The organism is Streptomyces sp. NPDC096040, assembly GCF_040303265.1.
Taxonomy (GTDB): domain Bacteria; phylum Actinomycetota; class Actinomycetes; order Streptomycetales; family Streptomycetaceae; genus Streptomyces.
Genome location: NZ_JBEOTA010000011.1, coordinates 166859 through 188812 on the forward strand (window position 1 = coordinate 166859; position 21954 = coordinate 188812).

At 69.7% G+C, this 21954-nt stretch carries 22 protein-coding genes and 2 pseudogenes; 9 read left to right on the forward strand and 15 right to left on the reverse strand.

Features of this window, described 5'->3' with window-relative positions; all coding sequences use genetic code 11:
* Positions 1-109 precede the first annotated feature (109 nt).
* Positions 110-823, forward strand: coding sequence for an LmeA family phospholipid-binding protein (locus ABTY98_RS17190; protein WP_352221735.1), 714 nt, complete (start codon positions 110-112; stop codon positions 821-823).
* 775 nt (positions 824-1598) lie between these two features.
* On the opposite strand, the gene ABTY98_RS17195 is transcribed toward ABTY98_RS17190, so the two are convergent.
* Entirely contained in the window at positions 1599-2612 is a 1014-nt protein-coding gene (locus ABTY98_RS17195) for an NADP-dependent oxidoreductase (protein ID WP_352221736.1), read from the reverse strand.
* A gap of 71 nt (positions 2613-2683) precedes the next feature.
* Entirely contained in the window at positions 2684-3595 is a 912-nt protein-coding gene (locus tag ABTY98_RS17200; RefSeq protein WP_352221737.1) for an alpha/beta hydrolase, read from the reverse strand.
* Between the two features lie 156 nt (positions 3596-3751).
* Between ABTY98_RS17200 and ABTY98_RS17205 the strand changes: the two genes are divergently transcribed.
* Positions 3752-4225 (forward strand): winged helix-turn-helix transcriptional regulator, encoded by a 474-nt coding sequence (locus ABTY98_RS17205; protein WP_502994253.1) that lies wholly within the window; start codon positions 3752-3754, stop codon positions 4223-4225.
* A 270-nt stretch (positions 4226-4495) separates the two neighbouring features.
* On the opposite strand, the pseudogene ABTY98_RS17210 reads toward ABTY98_RS17205, so the two are convergent.
* The 3 genes and pseudogenes from ABTY98_RS17210 to ABTY98_RS17225 all read right to left on the reverse strand — a co-directional run.
* Positions 4496-4803, reverse strand: a pseudogene (locus ABTY98_RS17210) (hypothetical protein); the annotation flags it as partial.
* Positions 4804-5194: 391 nt separating this feature from the next.
* Complete coding sequence (locus ABTY98_RS17220; protein ID WP_352221739.1) at positions 5195-5446, reverse strand: Smr/MutS family protein; 252 nt, start codon at positions 5444-5446, stop codon at positions 5195-5197.
* Positions 5447-5844: 398 nt separating this feature from the next.
* Complete coding sequence (locus tag ABTY98_RS17225; protein ID WP_352221846.1) at positions 5845-6171, reverse strand: hypothetical protein; 327 nt, start codon at positions 6169-6171, stop codon at positions 5845-5847.
* A 480-nt stretch (positions 6172-6651) separates the two neighbouring features.
* Between ABTY98_RS17225 and ABTY98_RS17230 the strand changes: the two genes are divergently transcribed.
* The 5 genes and pseudogenes from ABTY98_RS17230 to ABTY98_RS17250 all read left to right on the forward strand — a co-directional run.
* Positions 6652-7122 (forward strand): MarR family winged helix-turn-helix transcriptional regulator, encoded by a 471-nt coding sequence (locus ABTY98_RS17230; protein WP_352221740.1) that lies wholly within the window; start codon positions 6652-6654, stop codon positions 7120-7122.
* Positions 7122-8882, forward strand: a complete 1761-nt coding sequence (locus ABTY98_RS17235) for an MFS transporter (RefSeq protein WP_352221741.1) — start codon at positions 7122-7124, stop codon at positions 8880-8882. Before ABTY98_RS17230 ends, ABTY98_RS17235 begins: the two co-directional genes overlap by 1 nt.
* A gap of 56 nt (positions 8883-8938) precedes the next feature.
* Positions 8939-9505, forward strand: a complete 567-nt coding sequence (locus ABTY98_RS17240) for an isochorismatase family protein (RefSeq protein WP_352221742.1) — start codon at positions 8939-8941, stop codon at positions 9503-9505.
* The gene (locus ABTY98_RS17245; protein ID WP_352221743.1) at positions 9502-10074 is read left to right on the forward strand and encodes a YbhB/YbcL family Raf kinase inhibitor-like protein; all 573 of its coding nucleotides are present in this window, start codon (positions 9502-9504) and stop codon (positions 10072-10074) included. The genes ABTY98_RS17240 and ABTY98_RS17245 overlap by 4 nt, the downstream gene beginning before the upstream one ends.
* Before the next feature lie 400 nt (positions 10075-10474).
* Positions 10475-10816: pseudogene (locus ABTY98_RS17250) on the forward strand (MFS transporter); the annotation flags it as partial.
* A gap of 159 nt (positions 10817-10975) precedes the next feature.
* Here the strand turns inward: ABTY98_RS17250 and ABTY98_RS17255 are convergent.
* The 4 genes from ABTY98_RS17255 to ABTY98_RS17270 form a co-directional block, all read right to left on the reverse strand.
* Complete coding sequence (locus ABTY98_RS17255) at positions 10976-11353, reverse strand: hypothetical protein (protein ID WP_352221744.1); 378 nt, start codon at positions 11351-11353, stop codon at positions 10976-10978.
* A 117-nt stretch (positions 11354-11470) separates the two neighbouring features.
* Entirely contained in the window at positions 11471-11776 is a 306-nt protein-coding gene (gene rpsN / locus ABTY98_RS17260) for a 30S ribosomal protein S14 (protein WP_352221745.1), read from the reverse strand.
* Positions 11776-12012, reverse strand: coding sequence for a 50S ribosomal protein L28 (rpmB, locus tag ABTY98_RS17265; RefSeq protein WP_352221746.1), 237 nt, complete (start codon positions 12010-12012; stop codon positions 11776-11778). The genes rpsN and rpmB overlap by 1 nt, the downstream gene beginning before the upstream one ends.
* Positions 12013-12027: 15 nt before the next feature.
* Positions 12028-12159 carry a hypothetical protein gene (locus tag ABTY98_RS17270; protein WP_352221747.1) on the reverse strand — a complete coding sequence of 44 codons (132 nt, stop codon included), beginning with the start codon at positions 12157-12159 and terminating at the stop codon, positions 12028-12030.
* On the opposite strand from ABTY98_RS17270, the gene ABTY98_RS17275 reads away from it, so the two are divergent.
* Both ABTY98_RS17275 and ABTY98_RS17280 read left to right on the forward strand, forming a co-directional pair.
* A complete protein-coding gene (locus ABTY98_RS17275) occupies positions 12158-12412 on the forward strand; it encodes a type B 50S ribosomal protein L31 (RefSeq protein WP_352221748.1) in 255 nt (84 codons plus the stop codon). The genes ABTY98_RS17270 and ABTY98_RS17275 overlap by 2 nt on opposite strands.
* Entirely contained in the window at positions 12412-13563 is a 1152-nt protein-coding gene (locus tag ABTY98_RS17280; RefSeq protein ID WP_352221749.1) for a CobW family GTP-binding protein, read from the forward strand. The genes ABTY98_RS17275 and ABTY98_RS17280 overlap by 1 nt, the downstream gene beginning before the upstream one ends.
* Before the next feature lie 93 nt (positions 13564-13656).
* On the opposite strand, the gene ABTY98_RS17285 is transcribed toward ABTY98_RS17280, so the two are convergent.
* The 6 genes from ABTY98_RS17285 to ABTY98_RS17310 all read right to left on the reverse strand — a co-directional run bounded on the left by ABTY98_RS17285 (position 13657) and on the right by ABTY98_RS17310 (position 21952).
* The gene (locus tag ABTY98_RS17285; RefSeq protein ID WP_352221750.1) at positions 13657-15051 is read right to left on the reverse strand and encodes a salicylate synthase; all 1395 of its coding nucleotides are present in this window, start codon (positions 15049-15051) and stop codon (positions 13657-13659) included.
* 61 nt (positions 15052-15112) lie between these two features.
* Complete coding sequence (locus tag ABTY98_RS17290) at positions 15113-16879, reverse strand: ABC transporter ATP-binding protein (RefSeq protein ID WP_352221751.1); 1767 nt, start codon at positions 16877-16879, stop codon at positions 15113-15115.
* Positions 16876-18750 carry an ABC transporter ATP-binding protein gene (locus ABTY98_RS17295; protein ID WP_502994249.1) on the reverse strand — a complete coding sequence of 625 codons (1875 nt, stop codon included), beginning with the start codon at positions 18748-18750 and terminating at the stop codon, positions 16876-16878. Before ABTY98_RS17295 ends, ABTY98_RS17290 begins: the two co-directional genes overlap by 4 nt.
* A gap of 298 nt (positions 18751-19048) precedes the next feature.
* Positions 19049-19777, reverse strand: coding sequence for a class I SAM-dependent methyltransferase (locus ABTY98_RS17300; protein WP_352221847.1), 729 nt, complete (start codon positions 19775-19777; stop codon positions 19049-19051).
* A gap of 64 nt (positions 19778-19841) precedes the next feature.
* Positions 19842-20693: a thioesterase II family protein gene (locus ABTY98_RS17305; protein WP_352221753.1), complete on the reverse strand. Its 852-nt coding sequence runs from the start codon at positions 20691-20693 to the stop codon at positions 19842-19844.
* Positions 20690-21952 (reverse strand): cytochrome P450, encoded by a 1263-nt coding sequence (locus ABTY98_RS17310; protein WP_352221754.1) that lies wholly within the window; start codon positions 21950-21952, stop codon positions 20690-20692. Before ABTY98_RS17310 ends, ABTY98_RS17305 begins: the two co-directional genes overlap by 4 nt.
* Between the last annotated feature and the right edge of the window lie 2 nt (positions 21953-21954).

A 21954-nucleotide genomic window follows, 5' to 3' on the forward strand; every position in this document is an offset into this window, starting at 1 on the left:
GAACCCGTAGCCTCTCACTCCACATGCCGTTGTGCGAGCCGCATGCCGTGCATGATTGACCTCCGGGCTGATCGTGTACAGCCAAGGCCGGAACTACGGGGGAATTCACATGAGACGTCGCTGGGTCAAGGTCCTCGCGATCACGGTGGTGGTGCTGGCCGTACTCTTCACCATTGCGGACCGAGTCGCGGTGTACTACGCCGACAAGGAAGCCACCCACCTCGCCGCGGAGAAGTACGGCTACCAGAACACCACCGACGGCCACCTCGACGTGTCGATCGAAGGATTCCCCTTCTTGACACAGGCGCTCAGCCAGACATTCGACCACGTCAAGCTGACAGCAGGGCAGTTCACCATCGACACCACGAACAATGCTCAGGGCGGCTACCTGACCGTCAAGCAGCTCCAGCTCGACCTGCATGGCGTGCAGGTGACCTCCCTCACCGCACGCAGCGCCGAGGCGAACCTCGCCACAGGCACACTGACGCTCTCGTACGACGCACTGTCCGGCGTGGTCACACGGCTCGCGGGCAACGGCGGGCCCATCCGCATCTCACAGGCCCCGGGTTCGACCGGGCAAGCTGCACGGGTCAAGGTCACGGGCACCGTCGGCGGGCGGGAACTGAACAGCACGGGCACGCTGCTCGCCCAGGGAACGGAGATCTCCCTGAACCTCCCTGGTGCGCAACAGCCGACGGCCACCTGGCGGGTCCAACTCCCCGAGAACGTGGGCTTCACCGAGGCGCGTGCCGCTTCGGACGGCGTGCGGATCAGCGTGGTCGGTCACCTGGTGAACCTCGGCTCTTCACGCTTCACCAGGTGAGCAGGCGGCCCCACCACCTGCCCTGTTCAGCTGAGGAGCCAGGGTGTGCCACCGTGAGGACGGCGAAGCGATCGGTACGCGGTCCAGGGAGGACAGACGCAGGCGGAGCCGCCGAGACACCCAGCCCTCTACCTGCGGCGGCCCCAAGCACCCCACCCACCAGGCGATCGAGGAACTCGGGCGGGCAGGCCGTGGGTTCGAGGTTCCCGAAGGAGGCTCGTCGGCGAACCGACGGGTGGTGTAGCCGTAACCGTAACCGGGTGGACGTGGGTTTGCCCGGGTGCACCGAACTTGAGGTCTCAGAAGCGAGGAACCCCACCTTCACTACCGATCCACGCGGACGTAGCGACGGGCGCGAGCCCCCTGGCCTCCGCCGACCAGTTGCACCAGAGGATTACTGCGGGACCGGCCAGGACACCGAGCCCTTACCGCCCGCGACCGTCATGATGCCCCGGCCCGTGGACGAAGCCCGGAGCGTCATGACGGTCGGCACCCACCGACACCGAGGAGGCGCAGCGCCGTGACAGAAGGCTTGCAATGGATCGGGCAGCACACATTCGACAAACCGGCGGCCGATGGGATGCTCGGCGGGATCTCCATGACCGCGATGCGCGGGGTCCCTGTCCGGGATCTGCTGTTCAGGCTAGCGACCGTCGCTGTTCGCCGGAGTACGTAGCCCGTTGTCTGCCCGCCAGGCGGCGGACGCATGCCTGTCAACTCCTGCCGTATGAACGGCGGTTCGGTCGCCTTCCGGTGAGCGGCCGACTCGGCACCCTCAATCGTTGTCGGGCACCATCGACACCACGACCTTGCCGGCCCTGGTGCGGCCCTGCTCGACGTACGCCATTGCGTCAAGCGTCTGGTCGAACGGGAAGGTTCGATCGATGACAGGGCGGAGCTTCCCGCTGTCGTAGAGGGCGGCGAGCTTGCGCAGCTGTGAGCCGTTGGCCTGCATGAAGAAGAACTGGTAACGCACGCCCAGCGACGTGGCCTGCTTGCGGACCTTGCGACTGAGGGTGTTCATGATCAGGCCCATGAACGAGGGGGCGCCGAGCTGCTTGGCGAACCCGGCGTCCGGCGGGCCGACGACACTGATGGCCAGGCCGCCGGGCTTCAGCACGGTCAGCGACTTCTCCAGGTTCGCCCCGCCCACGGAGTCCAGCACCAGGTCGTAGCCGGACAGCACCTTCGAGAAGTCCTCCTTGGTGTAGTCGACGACCACATCGGCGCCGAGGCTCTTGACCAACTTCTCGGAATCGGTGCCGGCGGTCGTGGCCACGGTGGCGCCGAGGTGCTTGGCCAATTGGATGGCCGTCGACCCGAGGCCGCCGGCACCGGCGTGGATGAGCACCTTCTGGCCCGGCTTCACAGCGGCGCGGTCGACGAGAACCTGCCAGGCGGCCAGGGCCACCAGCGGCACCGCGGCCGCCTCCTGGAGGGTGAGCGAGGCTGGCTTGGGCGCGACGTCGTCCTGGTCGATCGCGATGAACTCCGCGAAGCCTCCGATCCGCAGGTCGCGCGGACGGGCGTAGACCTCGTCGCCGACGCCGAAACCGCGTACGGCGGAGCCGACGCGCGTCACCACTCCGGCCACGTCGTGGCCGAGCGCGAACGGCGGCTTGTACTTCAGGAGCTGCTTGAACTCCCCGTTGCGGACCATCTTGTCCAGCGGGTTGATACTGGTGGCGCTCACTCTGACCAGCACGTCACGGTCCCCGACGACGGGCTCGGGTACCTCTGCGGCGCGTGCGCCGTCCTTGCCGTACTTCTCGACGACGAATGCCTTCATGTCAGTCAGCCTTCTGCGTGATTTCAGGGGTTTCTTCACGGTGGGTGCGTTTGTTCGGGCAGCTGTTGCGTTCAGCTGCCGAGGTGCCGGCGGAGCCACTGACCCATCTGCCGGATGGCTTCGTCGACTTCGGGGACGCGTCCGGCGCCGAGGATGAAGGAGTGCTGCCCTTCGGGCATCGGGTGGACCGAGGAGACAACCTTGAAGTCGGCGAGCCGGCGGCCGAGTTCGGCGCCGTCGTCGGCGAGGGTCTCGAACTCGCCGTAGTGAACGGTGGTGGGGGGCAGGCCGGTGAGGTCGGCATTGGCGATGCTGATGCGAGGATCGGCGAACTCAACGCCGGGTTCCTGCAGCCAGGCGCCACGGAAGAGTTCGAGCGTGGCCCGGCTGAGCATCTTGTCGTTGTGCTCGTTCTTGTCGACCGACGGGTTGTTGATGGTGAGGTCGGTCCATGGCGAGACGCTGACGATCGCGCCGGGGGTGGCCTCGCCCTTGGCGAGGAGGCGCAGCGGCAGCATGACGGCGAGGGTGCCGCCGATGGAGTGGCCGGTGCTGCCGATGCTGCGTGGCTCGTAGCCCTCGGAGAGCAGCCAGCGGTAGGCGGTCTCGGCGTCGTCGAGCTGCGCGGGGTACGGGTGCTCGGGTGCCAGGCGGAAGTCGACGACGAGGGAGCGGACCCCGGCTGCCTTGGCTATGTGGCCGGCGGCCTTGCGGTCGGAGTGCATCGAGGCGGTGACCGAGCCGCCGAAGTGGAAGTGGAGCAGCGCCTTGTCGGGGTCGGCGCCTTCGGGGATGGCCCAGAGGGCGGGTACGCCGCCTGCGTCGACCTCGGCGTAGGTGACGCCTTCCGGCTCCGTGGACGCCTTGTGGTGGGAGTCGACGATGTCGCGGATGACGGCCAGGTCGAGACCCGGCGTGGACGACTTCGCACTGACGCCGGCGAGGAACTCTGCGAACTCGTGTGCCTGCTGGCTGACCGCCATGGTGGCACTCCTTACGAGGGGGCCGCGTGCCTGTTCGGTGTGCGGCGAGGTTGGTGTGCTGGTGACGACGCTAGAGGCTGAGTATAGAAAAGTAAACTTAGATGCGGTTAGTATCACTGCATGGATGCGTTGAGCGATGCACTGGCAGACACCGGCCTGGACTCCCGCCTCGACCGCGACACGTCGAACTGCTCGATCGCGCGGACCCTGGAGATCGTGGGCGAGAAGTGGACGATCCTGATCCTGCGCGAGGCCTGGTACGGCTCGTCCCGCTTCAGCGACTTCGAACGCGTCCTCGGCTGTCCCCGCAACCTCCTCGCCACGCGGCTTCGCATGCTGGTGAAGGAGGGGATCCTGGCCACCGAGACCTACAAGGAACCCGGCGCGCGCAGCCGGCCCAAGTACGTGATCACGGCCAAGGGCATGGACCTGGTGCCGGCCGTGATGGGGCTCCTGCAGTGGGGCGACCGCTACCGCGCCGACCCGGAAGGTCCGGCCGTCGAGGCACGGCACCGCGGATGCGGCGCGCGCGTCCACGCCCAGATCCGCTGCTCAGAAGGCCACCCCGTCCAGGCCGATGACATCGAAAGCATCCCCGGCCCCGGGTTCCGTATGAAACCGGCGCAGTGAGATCTTTCCCATGCGCTGGGCGTCACCCGGCAACCGCGTAGGCCCGACGGTGCGGGCCGGACTGTGTCCCGAGGGCTGTGCAGGGCGAAGTCCCCGGTAGACGGTGTCACCACCAAGCCCGCGCCTTGCACCTTCGTGAGGCGACAATCCCGCCCTCCGACGCACCGGAAGGCGTGGCACCCCACCTCCGCTCCCTCGCGCACAGTGTGCGGGAATGGGCAGAGCACCCGGGCCGTACGCACGCTGCGGCCCGATTGCGCACCGGCCCGGTCACATATTGATCATGTGTCCGACGAGGCCGTACACCGCTTCCTTGAATTCGTCAGCGGGCTGGACCGTGATTGTGCAGAGGCGCTTGGTGGCCCGGGTCAGGGCTACGTACAAGTCCCTTTCCCCACCGGGGCGGGCCGTGATGATTTCCTCGGGATTCATGACGACGACCCGTCGAATTCCAGGCCGCGCGCTTCGGACGCCGGCACGATGCGTGCGTGGTGAGCGATGCCCTGGGCTGTCAGCTCGCTCACCCTGGTGTCCGCGCAGATCACTCCCAGAAGCTCGCCCGGGTGCGCGGTGCTCTGACAGCAGGAGAGGGCCGTAGAGGCGGTCGTCCCTAACCGCGCGTACGAAGGCATGAACCTGGCGGACACCGACCGGCTGGACGTCACCCGTCAGGCCAGCCACCAAGTGGCCTTCGGCTACGGAATACACCAGTGCTTGGGCCAACCCCTCTCCCGGGTCGAGCTCCAGGTCGCCTACCCACTCTGCTGCGGCGGTTGCCCGGCCTGCGGCTGGCCGTCCCGTCGGCTGACGTCCCGTTCCGGCACGACAAACTCGCCAACGGTCTCTACGAGTTGCCGGTCACCTGGTGACGGCGTCAGCTCCATCCTGAAAAGTGGCGTACGGACCTGGACGCCGGATGGACGGCCCCGAACGGGCGCCTCGGCGCCCCGAACCGAGGCGGGAGAGGGCTCAGGGGCGTGGCGCGAAGTGGACCAGGATCCGGCCCGTGTTGGCCGTGTCGATCTCCACGCGGTCGTACAGCTTCCTGATGTGCTTCTGGCCGAGGAACGCGAGGACGCGCCCCTTGAGCTGCCCAGTGCCCTTTCCGTGAATGATCTGCACGACGGGCTCCCCCGCGTGTTTCGCCTGGAAGACGATCTGCCGCAGCGAGAGTTCGATGTCGCGGTTGTTCCGGAAGATCGGGTGCAAATCCAATGTCATCAAGGTGCTACCTCCCGCTGCCGCCGCCTGTGACGACCCGGTCCGAGTGTGTCATGCGACACCCTGCCAGGACACCGACCTGGGCAGGTCCGAACGGATCGCACCGAGTTCGGACCGGTCAACTCCACCAGTCGGCCCATCCAGTCCTGTAGTACACGATGCCGGATACATCCCTCCGAGACGGCGAATCCGAAAGACCGGTGTACCGGATGACTGCTTCCCCGGTGAAGATGAGGATCTCGGCGAGTTCGGGGCGCTGGGTGAACTCCGCCCGCAGCGGTCCGGCTCGGAAACCTGCCCGCCCGCCACCGCTTGCCTGACCTGCCCAGTCTTCCTCACACGCCCGCATCCAGTCGAGTTGACTGCGGGCACCCGCAGCGGAGGCTCCGCACCGCTCTTCATACCGTAGACAGCGGAAGCGACACACGTCGTCCCAGGCCGAACTCCTCGCCCTCGTCGTCACTGACGACCGCAACGATTCCCGCAGGGACCCCGGGCAGCGTGGCCACGCGAGACGCCACCGCCAGAAGATCTTCCTCGTCAGCTCCGGTGACGAAGAAGACGTAGACGTCCCCGTCCTCCTCTCCGTCATCGAGGACTTTCACATCACCTTGCTCTTCGGTATCGGACAGGAAGTCCTCGACCTCTTCGATCCAGGGAAACGGGTAGGTCCCGTCCGGCAAGTCGGATATCGGGAGCAACGGCACGTGGATCTCAACAACCATGGTGGGCACGAGACCATCCTGCCGCGAGCGCCTCCACCCGGCTCAACCAGGGGGCGAGCCGCGTCAGCAGCCCTTGCGAGGTTGAAAACGGCTCACTGAGGCCTTTCCAACCTCCCTGCCGGGGCCGGTAGTTGGCTGCGCCGACCCGCCTCGTCCGAACGCGGAGTGGGCCCGGCTGGAGCGCACCTGCCGTCGGCCGGAGGACGTCGGTCGGCCGGCGGCTTCACCGAAGTCGGGGAAGCCGCCGACGCAGGGCGCCGGCGGCCGGTCGCGCACCTTACGGTGCAGTCCAGGGTGGTACTGGCCGTTGGCTTCCACCCCCACCACTCGGCGCTGGGTCGTCGCATGGACACCGGTCGCGGCCGCGGTGGTGTTCCTCCTGGCCGCGCGGGCAAGGCACGCACCGGGCCGCCCCGCTTCTTCCCGGGCGGCACGATGAGGTGTATTTACTAAGGCAGGTTGATAAAGTAGCCTTAGTAAATGACCGATGACCTGGACCCCGATGGAGTCGCCTCAGCCCTGCTGGCGAGTATCAGCGTGCTCGTGCGACGGGTACGCCAGGTACCGATCGAAGGCGGACTCACGATGCCCGAGCGCACGGCCCTGTCGCACCTCGACCGCTCGGGCCCCACCACCTCCTCGGCGCTGGCCCGGCAGGTGCAGATCACCGCGCAGGCCATGGGGGCGACACTCAGTGCGCTGCGGGACCGTGGCCTGGTCGAGCGCCGCCCGGATCCGAACGACGGCAGGCGCGTGGTGTTGACGGTGACCGACGCCGGTCGGCAGGCGCTGCAGGACAAGCGCAACGCGCGGGCCGAACTCATCGCCCAGGCGCTGACCAGTGACACGTTCGCCCCATCGGAGCTGGAGCAGCTCGCAGCGGCCGCGCCCCTGCTGGAGCGACTGGCCCAGAACATCGGACGCCGACGCGACCATGAGGAAGAAAACTGATGACGGATCCTCCCAAGCCGCGCGCCCCGCGCCGCTCGCCCGGTGACCGGTACAAGTGGACGGCGCTGACGAACACGACCGCCGCGGTCTTCATGTCCGCCCTGGACGGCTCCATCGTGCTGATCGCCCTGCCGGCGGTCTTCCGGGGCGTGCACCTGGACCCGCTGGCTCCGGGCAACATCGCTTATCTGCTGTGGATGATCATGGGGTACCGGCTGGTCCAGGCCGTCCTGGTGGTCACGGTGGGCCGACTGGGAGACATGTATGGCCGGGTCCGGATCTACAACTCCGGGTTCGCGGTCTTCACCTTCGCCTCGATCCTGCTGTCCTTCGATCCCTTCGACGGCGGCCACGGGGCGATGTGGCTGATCGGCTGGCGGGTGGTGCAGGCCGTCGGCGGCTCGATGTTGACCGCGAACTCGGCCGCGATCCTGACCGATGCCTTTCCCGAGGAGCAGCGCGGCTTCGCCCTGGGCATCAACCAGGTCGCCGGCCTGGCGGGGATGTTCATCGGTCTGGTCGCCGGGGGACTGCTGTCGGCCTGGGACTGGCGGGCGGTGTTCTGGGTGAACGTGCCCGTCGGCATGTTCTTCACACTGTGGGCCTACCGCACCCTGCGTGAGACCGGCAAGCGCGGCGGCGGCCGGATCGACTGGTGGGGCAACATCACCTTCGCGATGGGCCTCAGCGCGGTCCTGATCGCGGTCACCTTCGGCCTGCAGCCCTACGCCGGGCACACCATGGGCTGGACCAACCCGCTGGTCGACGGGCTGATCACCGGCGGACTGATCCTCCTGGCAGCATTCGTCGCCATCGAGAACCGCGTCTCCGCGCCGATGATCCAACTGGGTCTCTTTCGCCTGCGGGCCTTCACCTTCGGCAATCTGGCCGGCCTGGCCATCTCGATCGGCCGTGGCGGGATGCAGTTCGTGCTGATCATCTGGCTGCAGGGCATCTGGCTTCCGTTGCACGGCTACGACTACGGCGACACGCCGCTGTGGGCCGGCATCTTCATGCTGCCGCTGACCGCCGGGTTCCTCGCCGCAGGTCCCGTCTCCGGCTACCTGTCCGACCGCCTCGGCTCCCGGGGGCTGGCCACCGGCGGTGCGGTGCTGTTCGGCGCCAGCTTCCTGGGTCTGATGCTCCTGCCGATCGACTTCAGTTACTGGATCTTCGCGGTGCTGATAGCGCTCAACGGGATAGCCAGCGGCATGTTCGCCTCCCCCAACTCCTCCTCGATCATGGGCAGCGTGCCCGCACGCCTACGCGGTGTCGCCTCCGGCATGCGCGCCACCTTCCAGAACTCCGGCACCGCCGTCTCGATCGGCGTGTTCTTCTCCCTCATGATCGCCGGGCTGGCCGGCAGCCTCCGGACCACCCTCACCGCCGGCCTGCGACAGCAGGGCGTACCGGCCCACGTCGCCACCCAGGTCGCCGGCCTGCCCCCCGTCTCGTCCCTGTTCGCCGCCCAACTGGGCGTCAATCCGATCCAGCACCTGCTCCAGCCCAGCGGCACCCTGGCCCATCTGACGGCAGCGCAGCAACAGGTGCTGACCGGAGGCGAGTTCTTCCCGACCCTGATCGCCGGGCCCTTCCACTCCGGCCTGGTCATCGTGTTCGCCTTCGGCGCCACCCTCGCCTTCCTCGCCGCGATCGCCTCCCTCCTACGCGGCACCAGCCCCGCCGCCAAGGCCCCAGGACCGCAAGAGGCCGTCAGCGGTGGCCCCCTCGCGCGACCGGACAGGTACACCAGCGGCTGAACCACCTCACCGCCCGCCCCCGGCAACCAGCCGACATCCACGGGAGAAACAACACCATGACACTGACAACGATCGACCCCACGTCCGCTCTCGTCGTGATCGACCTGCAGAAGGGCATCGTCCCGGACCACACCGCCGATCGGGTCACCGCCGCCGTCAAGCAGGCCACCCACCTGGCCACCGCGTTCCGGCGGCACGGCCTGCCCGTGGTCCTGGTCAACGTCACCGGCCGCGCCCCGGGACGCACCGAGGCCGGACGGTCCCGGAGCATCCCCGCACTGCCGGCCGGATGGGCCGACCTCATCGACGAACTCGACGTCCAGCCGACCGACCACCTGATCACCAAGCGGCGGCGCAGCGCCTTCCACGACACCGGACTCGACACGCTCCTACGGGACTTGGGCGTCACCCAGGTCGTGCTCGCCGGCATCTCGACCAGCGCAGGCGTCGAGTCGACCGCACGCTCGGCCTCCGACTACGGCTACCACGTCGTGCTGGCCACCGACGCCATGAGCGACCCCGACGCCGACGCCCACCGCCACAGCGTCGAACGCGTCTTCCCCAAGCTCGGCGAAACCGCCACCACCGCCGACGTCATCGACATGGTCGGAGCAACACGATGACACTGCTCGGACGACTCCTGAACAACCGCAGAGCAGGGGACACCCACACGGCGTGGAACCTGCCCAACCTGCAAGGACCCGAGCTGATGGTCCTCACCAGCCGGCACTTCGACGGGGGTGACGGCATTCCGCTGGAACACTGCGCGAAGCACATCGGCGGCGCCGACCTGTCCCCCCACCTGGCCTGGACCCCGCCCCCACCCGGCACCGCGCAACTCCTCCTGGTCGTCGAGGACATCGACGTCCCCATAGCCAAGCCCGCCGTGCACTGCCTCGCCCTGATCGACCCGGCAGCCGAACACCTGGAGCCCGGTGCCCTGGCCGCGCGGCAGCCCGGCCCCGGGGTGCGGGTGCTGCGGTCCACCATCGGACGCGGATACCACGGTCCCGCGCCCATCAAAGGCCACGGGCCACACCGCTACATCTTCCAGCTGTTCGCCCTTTCGACCCCCGTGGACAGCGCCCCCGACTCAACGCCGGTGGACCGGGCACGGCCCCGCGCCGTCCTGCCCGCCATCACCGCACTCGTCCTCGACCGCGGCCGACTGACCGGCGTCTTCGAACGCTGACGCCAGGCCCAGGCCCAGGCCCAGGCTCCGGCACAGGCACCCATGACGGACGCCCGGGAGAGGAACGGACGCGTCATCGCCGAGTTCCGCGTCAACCACGGACAGGTCGGTGGTGGTTTCACCGGAGCGCCCCTGCTCCTGCCGCGGACAGTTGGCGCCCGCTCCGGCACGCCACGGGCAACCACGCGCGACGCCCGCACCTGCAGCGTGCGTGGCTGCAGGACGTCGAGCCGTTCGTGCCGGACTCACCCCGTACACCCGGGGATTGCCCGGACCGGATCCGTCAACACACCACGCGGCCGCTCGTAGGCTCGCGCGGAGCGTGTCCAGCTTGGACGCCGCTGGAGGCCATTCCCATGTCGGACGCCCTTGCCCGACCCGCGGTGACGGGACCATCCACGGCGCCGGTTTCGGCGTCACCTACGGCGCCCTGCCCGCGCTGATCATGGCCGCGGTCGATCCCTCCCAGACCGGTGCGGCCAACAGCCTCAACACCCTGATGCGCTCCCTCGGCACCTCGTTCGCGAGCGCCATCGCGGGTGTCATCCTGGCGCAGACGACCACGGACTTCGGCGGCCACGCCCTGCCGTCGGAGAACGGCTTCAAGGTCGTGATGGCCATCGGCGCCGGGGCCGCCCTGCTGGCCTTCCTCGTCACCACGGTCATCCCGCGCCGGAAGCAAGCCACGGCGGAAGCGGTGGACGGCGCGGGCGAGGCGGAGACGGTCTCCCAGCCCGCATGACGCTTCGTCACGTGTTCGCACGGAGGTTCGCCAGGCTCGGCACCGCCAGGACCACGGCACCTGGAGCAAGCCTCGGCAACCGGTCGACCACGGCACCGCGAACGCCGGGCCTGTCGCCGGCCGCCACGCTCAACGGGCCCTTGCTCACACCGTCCACCCTCAGTTGAGGTGCGCGACACTCTGCGGGGCGGGCGCCGCCAGGAGCCTGTCGGGCAGTGTGCCGTCGTCCGGCATTCCGGCCCGCAGCCACGCTCCGACCGCTGCGGCGTCGGCCGCGGTGACGAGCGGGCCCAGACGCACGACAGCTCCGGTGGGCCTGCGGTCCGCCGTGCACGGCTGTACGGCAGCGTGCAGCCCGCGTCGGCCCGCGCAGCCGAGAAGCTTCCGGAGGCATCCTGTGGAGATCATGACCCCCTGGGGGCTGTTGCGGACCACCCGGCGCAGCTCGTCCATCACCTGATCGGTGCCGGCCTGACACGAGGCGCAGACGACAAGGGTGAAGGGATGGCCACGGTGGCCGCGTGCGGCGTCACTCATGAGTGCACTCCTGCCGGATTTCACGGTGGACGGCTTCCACTTCGGCTCACCTCTCGCATACGCGCGGACGGCGACCACGAGCACGCCAGGACTCTTCGCGCATGCGCGTACGCGCCGTCACCAGGACGACTTGGTGACACCGGGCAGGAAACCCGCGTGCGCCTGCTCCCTCGCACGGACACGGGAGAGCCCGAACTTGCGCAGATACCCCCGGGGACGGCCGTCGACGCCGTCGCGGTTGCGGACGCGCGTGGCACTGGCGTCGCGCGGCTGCCGGCGCAGTTCGGTGATCGCGGCACCGCGCTCGGCTTCCGTAGAGGAAGGACGACGAATGATCTCCTTGAGTTCGGCCCGCCGGGCGGCGTACCGCTCGACGACGGCTTTGCGCTTCTCGTTCATCGCGATCTTGCTTCGCTTGGCCATCAGACCTTTCCTCCCCGGGCACGGATGCGGGCGACTGCCGCTTCCACGCCGATGGTGTCGACCGTCTTGATTCCTCGGGCGCTCAGCGTCAGCCGGACGTACCGGGACTCGCTGGGCAGCCAGTACCGCTTGTGCTGGATGTTCGGGTTGAAGCGGCGGGAGGTGCGTCGGTGCGAATGGGAGATGCGGTTGCCGAATCCGGGCTGGGCGCCGGTCAGTTGGCAGTGGGCGGACACGGGATGACCTGCCTCTCATTGTGGCTGGTTATCGGTAATGGAAATCGTTCCCATATAGTACCGCGTATCGACCCGGTCGTCGGCCCGCACCTCGACTTCCGCGAAGAACGCCGACCCGATCACCCACAGCTCCAGGGAGCCCGCCATGAAGCCCGGTATCCACCCCGCCTACGGTCCCGTCGTCTTCCGGGACAAGGCCGCGGACTTCGCCTTCCTCACTCGCTCGACGCTCTCCAGTGACAAACGCATCGAGTGGGAGGACGGCAACACCTATCCCGTCGTGGACGTCGAGATCTCCTCGGCGAGTCACCCCTTCTACACCGGCACCGCCCGGGTCATGGACACCGCCGGCCGGGTGGAGCGCTTCGAACGCCGTTACGGGCGTTCCGGAGACCGGTGATGCCCGAGGAAGGCCGGTTGCCGGTCGTCATCGTCGGCGGCCTGCATACGGAGGCCCGCCGACACGTCGTCGATCGCCTGCTGCGAGCGGTGCCGGGCAGCGTCGCCCTTCATCACGACCTGGCCACCGCGGGCGAGGGAACGGTACGACGTCACGTCCGCGACCGGTCAGGCGTGCTCGGGTCGGGCGAAGCGCCGCTGGTCAACGACTGCGCCTGCTGCGCCCTGCGCGAAGATCTCGTCCCCGAGCTGGAGCGACTGGCCGGCCACGGCCTGACGCGGCTGGCGATCGTCGAGCTGTGGGACTCGGTCGAGCCCAAGGCCATGGCGGAGGTCGTCGCCGCGCACAGCGGCGACGGCCTGACGCTCACCAACGTGATCACCGCGGTCGACCCGGCTCTCGTCCTGCCCTACCTCTCCAACGGAGACGACCTGGCCGAGGTCGGACTCGCGGCAGCGGCGACGGACCAGCGCACCGTCGGCGACACCTGGGCCCGGCAACTGGAGTACGCGCCCGTCCTCGCCCTCGTGGACGGCGAGGACGCGGACGAACAGGACCATGCCCTGCTGACCCAGCTCCACCCCACCGCCCGCCACGTCGACGCGGCCTCGGGTGAACTCGCGCAGCTGGCCTTCGCCGGATTCGACGTGGACGCGGCGGCCACGGCCCAGCACCCGGCCTGCGCACTCCTGCCACAGGAGGCCGACGACGCAGGCGTCACGACGCTGGTCTGGCACCGCACCCGCCCCTTTCACCCCGAACGCCTCTACCAGGCTCTGGAAGACCTCTGCTGCGCGGCAGCACGCAGCAGAGGCCGGTTCTGGCTCGCCGACCGCCCTGACACCCTGCTCTCCTGGGAGGCCGCCGGCGGCGCCCTGTGTGTCGAAAGCGCCGGTCCGTGGCTTGCCTCCCTGCCCGACGCGGCATGGGACCTGGTGCCCCCGGTACGGCGGGCGGCCGCCGCCCTGGACTGGCATCCCGAACACGGCGACCGCTGCCAGCACCTTGTTTTCACCTCACCCGGACTCGACCGCTCCGGCATCGAGCGGCTTCTCGACTCCTGCCTGCTCACCGACACCGAGTACGCAGCCGGACCCGAGGGCTGGCGACGCCTGCCGGCGGCCTTCGACTCCCTGCTCGACGCCGCGTGACACACCGCGGTGTCCACCACCAGGTGTCGTTCCGTACGGACGGGCCCGGACCACCCAGTGGTCCGGGCCCGTCCGTGGTGCGGCGGAGAGGCGTCAGCCGCCGGCATACCTGAGATGGGGAGCGACGCTTCGAAGCTTCTCGCACGTCTCTTCGATCTCCCGCTCGGGGAGGGACTGCCCTGTGACACCGGCTCCCGCACGCAGCCAGACCTCGTCTCCCTCTGCAAGCAGCGTGCGGAGGACCAGGGCCGCGTCCAGTGAGCCGCCGGTACTCCCCCGGAACACCGCCCCGCCGTACAGGCCGCGTGGCCCCTCCTCGTAGCGGGCCAGCACGCCCAGAGCGGCTCGCTTCGACACACCCGTGGCGGTGATCGCGGGGAAGAGCGACGCGAACGCGTCCCACGGTCCGGCCCCTGACCGCAGTCGGCCCGTGACGCGCGAGGCCAGGTGCTGCACCGAGCCGCGCGGCTTCACCGTCATGAACTCCTCGACCACCACGGAGCCGGGCCGGCAGGCCGCCTCCATCTCGTCGCAGGCGAGGCGTACGGAGACCGCGTGCTCGTGGATCTCCTTCGGGTCCGTGAGCAGTTCCGTCCGCCGGCGTTCGTTCTCCGCCGGGTCGGTACCCAGTGCGCGGGTGCCCGCGAGCGGCTGGGTGCTGACGCCCCCGTCCTCCCCGACCTCCAGTACGGTCTCGGGGCTGAACCCGGCCGCTCTGCGCGCACCGAGGTCCAGCAGATAGGAGCGCGCCGGGGTGTTGGCCCGTCGGCCCGCCAGGTAGGACGCGGCGAAGTCGGTGCGCGGCCCGGCGGCCAGCGGCACCTTCCGGGACAGGACGGCCTTCTCCAGCAGTCCCGCCCGGATGTCCGCGACGGTACGGGCGACCGCTTGCCCGTAGGCCGTGGCACCCTCGGCGATGATGCGCTCGGCCTCGGCCGGCGTGACCTCGCCGACCGCGTTCTGCGCGGCGGGCGGCTCGGCGAGCAGGTCGCCGGCCTTCTGCGCCCATGCCTCGTCGACCGCTCGGATGACGGCCCGGTCGCGCGTCAGGGACACGTCCACGCACGGAACCAGGGCGTGCAGCAGAGGCCCGGTGCCGCCTGCCGCCGGGTCGCCGTGGAGGACGTGCGCGAGCTCGAAGGCGGCCCAGCCGTAGAAGTGGCGCTCTGTGCCACCCGCGTTCCCCAGTGCCGCGAGGGCCTCGGCGAACACCTCCAGCGGCTGCGCGCCGGCCTCTGACGTCCACGCCCTTCCGTCGGCCCTGGCGGTGATGCGGTCTGCGGTGGCGGTGAGGGTCACCGCCGAGCCGGCCGCGAAGTGCCAGACGCCTTCCCTCTCGTACACGGCGTACTGGTCGGCCAGTCCCGCCCCGGCGAGGTGGACGGCGGTGGCCGCGGGGTCGTGGTCGGATTCCAGGCTGCTCGTGCACCGGAGCGGGGGAACCGCCCTCGCCCACTCGTCCCAGCCGGTCCGGGAACCGATGCTCATCGTCGTATGCCTTCCCTCTGCCGTTGGGCTCGTTCGACGGTCGCGCGCACCCGGTCCCGGGTCATGGGCGTGCCGCTTCCAGCCGCCAGCCTTGTGCGTGCGCTCGCTGTTCCCAGAAGGAGGAGTACGTACCACCCGCCGTGACCAGCTCGGCGTGCGTGCCGCGCTCGGTGATCTCGCCGTCCTCAAGGACGAGGATCTGGTCGGCCGACACGACGGTGCTGAGGCGGTGCGCGATGACCAGCAGCGTCTTCCGGTCGGCGAGAGTGCGGACGGTCTCGGCGAGCAGAGCCTCGTTCTCCTGGTCCAGGGCGGCGGTGGCCTCGTCGAGGACGAGGATCGGGGTGTCCTTGAGGAGGGCACGGGCGATGGACACGCGTTGGCGCTGCCCTCCGGAGAGCCTCGTGCCGCCCTCCCCCACCCTCGTGGCCCATCCGTCGGGCAGTACCTCGATCACACGATCCAGTCCGGAGAGTGCGGCAGCCCTGCGCAGTTCCTCGGGGCCGGCGCCGGGGGCGCCGATCCGGACGTTCTCCTCGATCGTGCCCTCGAAGAGGTAGACGTCCTGGAAGACCAGGGAGACATGGGCGGCCAGTTCCTCGGGAGCGACGTCACGTACATCGACGCCTCCGATCCGGACGGTACCGTCGGTGGTGTCCCAGAAGCGGGCGAGCAGTCTGGCGACCGTGGTCTTGCCGGCGCCGGAGGGGCCGACCAGGGCGGTCATGCTGCGCTCCGGCAGACGGAAGGTCAGGCCGTTGAGTACCGGGGGCGTGGGTTCCGCGTCCGGCCGACCGGTTCCCCCGGTGTCGTACCGGAAGCCGACACCCGTGAACTCCACGCTCGCGCCCTGAGGCACCTTGGGCTCGGCGGGCTGGGGAAACGGGGTCTCGTCCAGGACCGCGCCGAGCCGTTCCAGGCTGTTGCGGGCGATGCGCATACCGGCGCCGACGTCCGCGGCTCCCGAGAGGCTGTCGATCAGCCGGACCAGCAGCACCAGGAGTGCCAGCAGGGTGGGGACGGTGAGCGAACCGTCCAGTTCCCAGGACACGCCCAGCGCCAGCAGCAGGGCGAACACCAGCCGGGTGGTGAAGGCGAAGGAGACCAGACCGGGCAGTCCACGGACGATGAGCCGGCGGTCCGCGCGTGCCTCCGCGACCAGGGCGTCGTCCAACGCCCCGTAGCCTTCCACCGTGCGCCCGAAGGCCCGCAGGACCGGCTGGTTCTGCGCGAACTCCAGGACCCGGTCGGCGGCTTCGCCGATCGCCCCGTCCCGGCCCTGGTCGAGCCGGCGCATCACCGCGGTGCTCGCCAGGTGCACGGCGAACAGCACGGGAGCGCAGACCAGCAGCACGAGTGCCGTCCGCACATCGAAGAAGAACGTCGCGACCACGAGGGTGACAGGGGTCAGCAGTGAGCTGACGAACGGCCGCAGCAGGTGGGCCGGCATGTTCATCACCTGGATGACGTTCTGTCCGGCCAGCCGGCTGAACTCGGCCGCCCGGCCGGCGGTGAACCAGCCGAGCGGCAGGTCCAGCGCCCGGTCCGCCAGACGGCGGTGCAGTACCCGGGAGAGCTGCGAGCCGACGGTGAAGCCGCCGCTGAGAGCGGCAGCGTGCAGTACCGCGTAGCCGAGCGAGGAGCCGATGAGTGCGGTCAGCCAGGGCCACACGTGGCTCGGATGCTCGCTGAGCAGTGCGCGCAGTACGGGCACCAGGAGGGCGAAGGCGACGCCCTGGAGGACGGCCGCGCCGGCCAGGAGGACGAGCAGGCGGTTCAGCGGACGTGCACCGTCGGGGCCGAGGACGCGGTAGAGCTGGCGGATCATCGTGAGCTTCCCTCTCGGATGTCGTCCCGGGTCCCGCCCGCGACCGGACGGGCGGTGTTCTGGCGGGGAACGCCGTCGGACGGGACCGGCAGTGCCTCCTGCTGGGCTTCCCACAGGCGGGCGTAGAGGCCGTCGGCGGCCAACAGGTCGTCGTGGCGGCCCTGTTCGGTGATGCGTCCGCCGTCGAGGGCCACGATCCGGTCGGCGGTGCGGATGGTCGCCAACCGGTGCGCGATGACCAGCAGGGTGCGGTTGCTGGCGAGGGCGGACAGCGCGTCCTGGATCAGTGCCTCTGAGTTCGGGTCGGCGTACGCGGTGGCCTCGTCCAGGACGAGGACGGGGGCGTCGGCGAGCAGCGCCCGTGCGATCGAGAGGCGCTGCGCCTCTCCCCCGGACAGGGTGACGCCCGTGCCGACCTCGGTCGCGTATCCGTCGGGCAGGGCCGTGACGCGGTCGTGGATCCGGGCGGCGCGGGCACACCGCTCCACTTCGTCGTCGGTGGCCTCGGGGCGGCCCAGGCGGATGTTGTCGGCGACGCTCGCCCGCAGCAGCCGCACGTCCTGGAGGACGAAGCCGACGCGGCGATACAGCTCGGCCGCGGGGACGTCCCGGACATCGACGCCGCCGACGGTGACCGTGCCGGTGGTGACGTCATGGAAGCGGAGCAGCAACGAAGCGAGTGTGGACTTGCCCGACCCGGAGGGACCGACGAGCGCGGTGACCGTACCGGGGGGCAGGTCGAGGTCGATGCCGCTGAGCGCGTCGGTACGGCCGTCGTCGTAGGAGAAGGACACACCGCGCAGGGAGACGTCGTGGCCGTCGGGCACGGCGGGCGTCGTGGACTCCGGCAGGACGGCTGTGTCCAGCAGCGCGGAGATACGGACGGCGGCCGCCTGGCCGGCCCGGATCTGCTGGATGCGGGGACCGACCACGCCCATGGGGGCGGCGACGGCCGGGCCGAGCAGCAGGAAGGGCACGAACTGGGCGCCGGTGATCAGGCCGTTGGTGACGAACACCGCGCCCACCACTGAAAGGAGCAGTAGCACGACGGCCGGCGAGACCACCAGTACGGCCGCTGTGGAGGTGACCACGGTGGCCCGTACCCAGCGGGAGAAGAAGTCGGCGAATCCTTCGGTGGCGTTGAGGAACCGCTCATGGGCCTTGCGCCCGCGTCCGAAGGTCTTCAGGACGGCGATTCCGCCCGCGAACTCCACGGCGGCGGAGGAGATACGGCCCAGCGCGGCTCCGAACTCGGCCATCTGCGCGGCCGCACCCGACATGGCCCTGCTGAACAGGAACACGCCGAGGGCCAGCGGCAGCACGCTGATCAGGGCCAGGCGCCAGTCGACGGTGAACAGGTAGACCAGTGCCAGCACCGGTGCGGTGAGCACGGCGACGACATCGAGCAGGGTGTGGGCGACCAGCGTGTGCAGAGCCCGTACGTCGTCCTGCACCGCCTGCTTGACCTCGCCGGAACCCTTGGTGGTGATCCAGCCGAGCGGCAGCCGCCCGACGTGCCGGGCGAGCCGGCGGCGGAGCGTGAGCTGAAGGTCGTTGTCGGCCAGGTGGCCGACGGCGCCGGCCGCCGTGCCGCACACCAGGGCGAGCAGGCCCGCCGCGCAGGCGAGCGTGACCAGCGGCCACAGGCCGTCGCCACCGGCGCGGGAGCCTGCGGTGAGGCGGTTCGCGATGCGGGAGACGGCGATGAACGGAACCACGCCGGCGAGAGCGGCGACGGCCTGGAGGCCCACGGCGAGCGCGAGTGGCCCGCGGACCGGCTCCAGCAGTCCGCGCAACGGTGGCGGGGGTGCCGTGGCCGGCGCGGCGGGGGATGTCAAGTCCGTGCCCCGCTCGGACGGTTGTGACTTCACCGGATCCCTCCGAGGACGCCCTGGCCTTCAGGCCGGGGCAGAATCGAACACCTGCGCAGCAGGGCAGGAAAGGCCGGTTCGCCCCTGGGGCGGACCGGCGTATGGGTAGCGTGAGTTGCAGACGATGCGTCGCGAGAGCCAAGCACGCGGAGTCTCCTTGAAGTTGTGTGACCTTGCAGCAGGTGAGCTGCCTGGGCTGGTTTCAACCCGGCTGGTGTCGATCGTGGAAGACCTGATGGACCGCCGGTCCGAGAGGCAGCGTGAGCCAGGAATCACCTCCGTTCACGGAGGTGAGGATTCAATTGACGAGGACTCCGATTTCCGGGATGGGGCGACCGCCCGCCTCGGTGACGCGGCGGCTGGTCATGCCCGCTTCTCGGGCGAGCTGGGCGACGTCGAAGGTGTGCCAGACGTAGCTGTCGGCGACCTCACGCACGGTGCGGCCGTCCCGCAGGACCTTCCAGGTGGTGGTGAACCGCATGGCGTCGCCCTCGGTGGGTTCGCCGCCGATCCACCACTCGTACGTCTGGCGGCCGATGGTCTCTTTGAGGGACATCACCGGTGGGATGGTGCGTGGCGAGGAGACACCCATCAGTTCCACGACGATGGGCGCGCCGTCGGGCAGGCAGGCGGCGAGACGTTTCCAGAGCGCCACGCGTTCGGCGACGGTGAGGTGACCCGCCACTCCGAAGATGACCACGGCCGAGAGCCGTTCGGGCAGCGGAAGGTCCTGTGCCGCGCCGTCGACCACGGTCACCCGGCGCCGCAGGTCGGGGTCGCGGGCCACCCTGGAGGTGAGCATGGCGCGCATCGTGGCCGAGGGTTCCGCGGCGATGATCTCGGCCTCGGGCAGTGCGGAGGCGATGACTTCGGTCACGCGTCCGGTACCCGCGCCGATCTCCAGCACCGGGCCGTGCGAGACGTCGACACCCTTGAGGACGCGGCTGAGCGGCGGTCCGCTGCTGGCGGTGTGCCGGGTGGCGACCAGCTCGTAGAACTCGGCCGAAGTCGAGTAGTAGTCGATCACAGAGATCTCCATGCGTACGCGGCAGGGCGTGCGGGCTGCGTTCGTGCCACCGGTGGACGGCGGCTCAGGGGGTGCTCGGCCACGTGTGCCCGCCTGTGGTCAGCGAGGGGTCCATCCGGCGCAGGACGGTGGCGACGACCTCACGGCGTTGCGGGGTGAGGTAGAAGTGGTCGCCCGGGAAGGTCCGTACCTCGGTGCGGGCGGTCGTGAGATCCGCCCAGCCGCCGGCCCGGTCGCGGCTGCGCTCCTCGCCGAGTTCGGGGTCCGTGCTGCCGGTCAGCACATGGATCGGGCAGTGCAACGGCGGCCGTTGGGCAGGCCGGTACGTCTCGATGAGCCGGTAGTCGTTGCGTACGGTCCCGAGGATCAGGGCGCGCAGCCCGGGGTCGTCGAGCACCTCACGGCTGGTACCGCCCAGCCGTTGCAGTTCGGCGCGGAGCACGTCGTCGCCTTGGCGGTGCACGTCAGCGACCACCGCCGTGCCGGGAGCCGCGCGGCCGGAGGCGAAGAGCCGCCGCGGGCCGGGTGCCCCGCGGCGGTCCAGCTCATGGGCGAGTTCCCAGGCGATCGCGGATCCCATGCTGTGCCCGAACAGGGCGTACGGCCGGTCGAGCAGGGGCACGAGACCCTCCGCGAGAGCCGTCACCAGCTCACCCATGCTGTCGATCATCGGGTCTTCGAAGCGGTCCTCGCGGCCCGGGTACTGGACGCCGAGCAACTCCACCTCAGGTGGCAGCAGCGCGGCCCAGGACCGGTAGAAGCTCGCGCTGCCGCCCGCGTGCGGAAGGCAGATCAGCGTGAGCCGGGCGACGGCCCCGTCGCTCCAACGCCTGATCCACGGGCTGTCGGTACGCCGGGCACGGCGACCCTCTACACCGGTGCGGGAGGACGCGTTCGGCACAGAGGCGGCGGTCACCAGGTCACCATCAGCTCTTCGAGGCCGAAGGTGGCCGAGTCGTGCTTGAACGCGACCTGCTCACGGTCCCCTGCGAGCCGAAGTGTGGGCACGCGGCGGATGAGCGTCTCCAGGGCGACCTCCAGTTCGAGCCGCGCCAGGTGCTGCCCGACGCACTGGTGCACGCCGTAGCCGAACGCGACGTGGTGGTTGTCCGTCCGGTGGAAGTCGACCTGTTCCGGGTGGTCGAACTGTTCGGGGTCGTGGTTGGCCCCGGCGAGAAGGGCGATGACACCGTCGTCCGCGGGAATGACCCGGCCGGAGAGCTCGATGTCCTCCGTGGCGACCCGCAGGGGGATGGAGTCGGCGACGGACAGGACGCGCAGGAGTTCGTCGACGGCGGCGGGCATGAGCGAGGGGTCCCCGCGCAGTTCCTCCATCAGGTCCGGTCGGTCCAGGAGGAGCAGGGTGCTCAGCGCGATCATGCTGGTGCTGGTCTCGCGGCCGGCGTTGATGGTGATGCCGATCGTGGAGAGCAGTTCGTTGAGTGCGATGTTGCCGGTGTTCAGGTGGTCCGCCACGAGCTTGGAGATCAGGTCGTCACGGGGTTCCTCCTGTCGTTCGGCCACCAGGTCGGCTATCAGACCGAAGAGACCGCCCAGCGCTTCGGAGACCTGCTCGGCGGTGCTGTGACGGGAGCCGGAGATCCGGGTGACGTCCCGGAAGAACTCCAGGTTCTCCCGGGGGATGCCGAGCAGTTCGCAGATCACCGAGGTGGACACGGCGTTGGCGTAAACGGACACGAAGTTGACCGGTCCCTGGGCCGCGAGCATGTCGTCCAGGACCTCGTCCACGCGCGCCTGCACGGCGGGCCGCATCGCGCGCGTCCGGCGCACCGTGAACTCCGGCAGCAGCATCCGTCGGTAGCGGGTGTGCTCGGGGGCGTCGGTGCGGATGAAGGGACGGAACCTGGCTCCGGCCTCCTGCTCCCCCTCACCGAGCGCGGGGAAGTTCGGACGGCGGATGTCAGCGCTGATGCGCGGATCCGACAGCAGCTCACGCACGTCGTCGTAGCGGCTCACCACCCAGGCTTCGCGCTTGGTCGGCAGTGTCACGCGGGCCACCGGGTCTTTGGCGCGCAGCACGTCGTACTCCTCGGGCGCCGCGAAAGGACAGCCCCGCCGGATGGGGAACTCGCGGGGAGATGTGGCGCCTTCCGGCGCGCCCTCAGCAGGGAGCACGTCGGAGATGTCGGAGCTTGCGGATTCGGGAGTGGTCATCG

What these genes read in the sequence shown, in the direction of transcription:
- ABTY98_RS17190 (WP_352221735.1), top strand. Translation starts at nt 110, where the DNA reads ATGAGACGTCGCTGGGTCAAGGTCCTCGCGATCACGGTGGTGGTGCTG.
- ABTY98_RS17195 (WP_352221736.1), bottom strand. Translation starts at nt 2,612, where the DNA reads ATGAAGGCATTCGTCGTCGAGAAGTACGGCAAGGACGGCGCACGCGCC.
- ABTY98_RS17200 (WP_352221737.1), bottom strand. Translation starts at nt 3,595, where the DNA reads ATGGCGGTCAGCCAGCAGGCACACGAGTTCGCAGAGTTCCTCGCCGGC.
- ABTY98_RS17220 (WP_352221739.1), bottom strand. Translation starts at nt 5,446, where the DNA reads ATGACATTGGATTTGCACCCGATCTTCCGGAACAACCGCGACATCGAA.
- ABTY98_RS17225 (WP_352221846.1), bottom strand. Translation starts at nt 6,171, where the DNA reads ATGGTTGTTGAGATCCACGTGCCGTTGCTCCCGATATCCGACTTGCCG.
- ABTY98_RS17230 (WP_352221740.1), top strand. Translation starts at nt 6,652, where the DNA reads ATGACCGATGACCTGGACCCCGATGGAGTCGCCTCAGCCCTGCTGGCG.
- ABTY98_RS17235 (WP_352221741.1), top strand. Translation starts at nt 7,122, where the DNA reads ATGACGGATCCTCCCAAGCCGCGCGCCCCGCGCCGCTCGCCCGGTGAC.
- ABTY98_RS17240 (WP_352221742.1), top strand. Translation starts at nt 8,939, where the DNA reads ATGACACTGACAACGATCGACCCCACGTCCGCTCTCGTCGTGATCGAC.
- ABTY98_RS17245 (WP_352221743.1), top strand. Translation starts at nt 9,502, where the DNA reads ATGACACTGCTCGGACGACTCCTGAACAACCGCAGAGCAGGGGACACC.
- ABTY98_RS17255 (WP_352221744.1), bottom strand. Translation starts at nt 11,353, where the DNA reads ATGAGTGACGCCGCACGCGGCCACCGTGGCCATCCCTTCACCCTTGTC.
- rpsN (WP_352221745.1), bottom strand. Translation starts at nt 11,776, where the DNA reads ATGGCCAAGCGAAGCAAGATCGCGATGAACGAGAAGCGCAAAGCCGTC.
- ABTY98_RS17275 (WP_352221748.1), top strand. Translation starts at nt 12,158, where the DNA reads ATGAAGCCCGGTATCCACCCCGCCTACGGTCCCGTCGTCTTCCGGGAC.
- ABTY98_RS17270 (WP_352221747.1), bottom strand. Translation starts at nt 12,159, where the DNA reads ATGGCGGGCTCCCTGGAGCTGTGGGTGATCGGGTCGGCGTTCTTCGCG.
- ABTY98_RS17280 (WP_352221749.1), top strand. Translation starts at nt 12,412, where the DNA reads ATGCCCGAGGAAGGCCGGTTGCCGGTCGTCATCGTCGGCGGCCTGCAT.
- ABTY98_RS17285 (WP_352221750.1), bottom strand. Translation starts at nt 15,051, where the DNA reads ATGAGCATCGGTTCCCGGACCGGCTGGGACGAGTGGGCGAGGGCGGTT.
- ABTY98_RS17290 (WP_352221751.1), bottom strand. Translation starts at nt 16,879, where the DNA reads ATGATCCGCCAGCTCTACCGCGTCCTCGGCCCCGACGGTGCACGTCCG.
- ABTY98_RS17310 (WP_352221754.1), bottom strand. Translation starts at nt 21,952, where the DNA reads ATGACCACTCCCGAATCCGCAAGCTCCGACATCTCCGACGTGCTCCCT.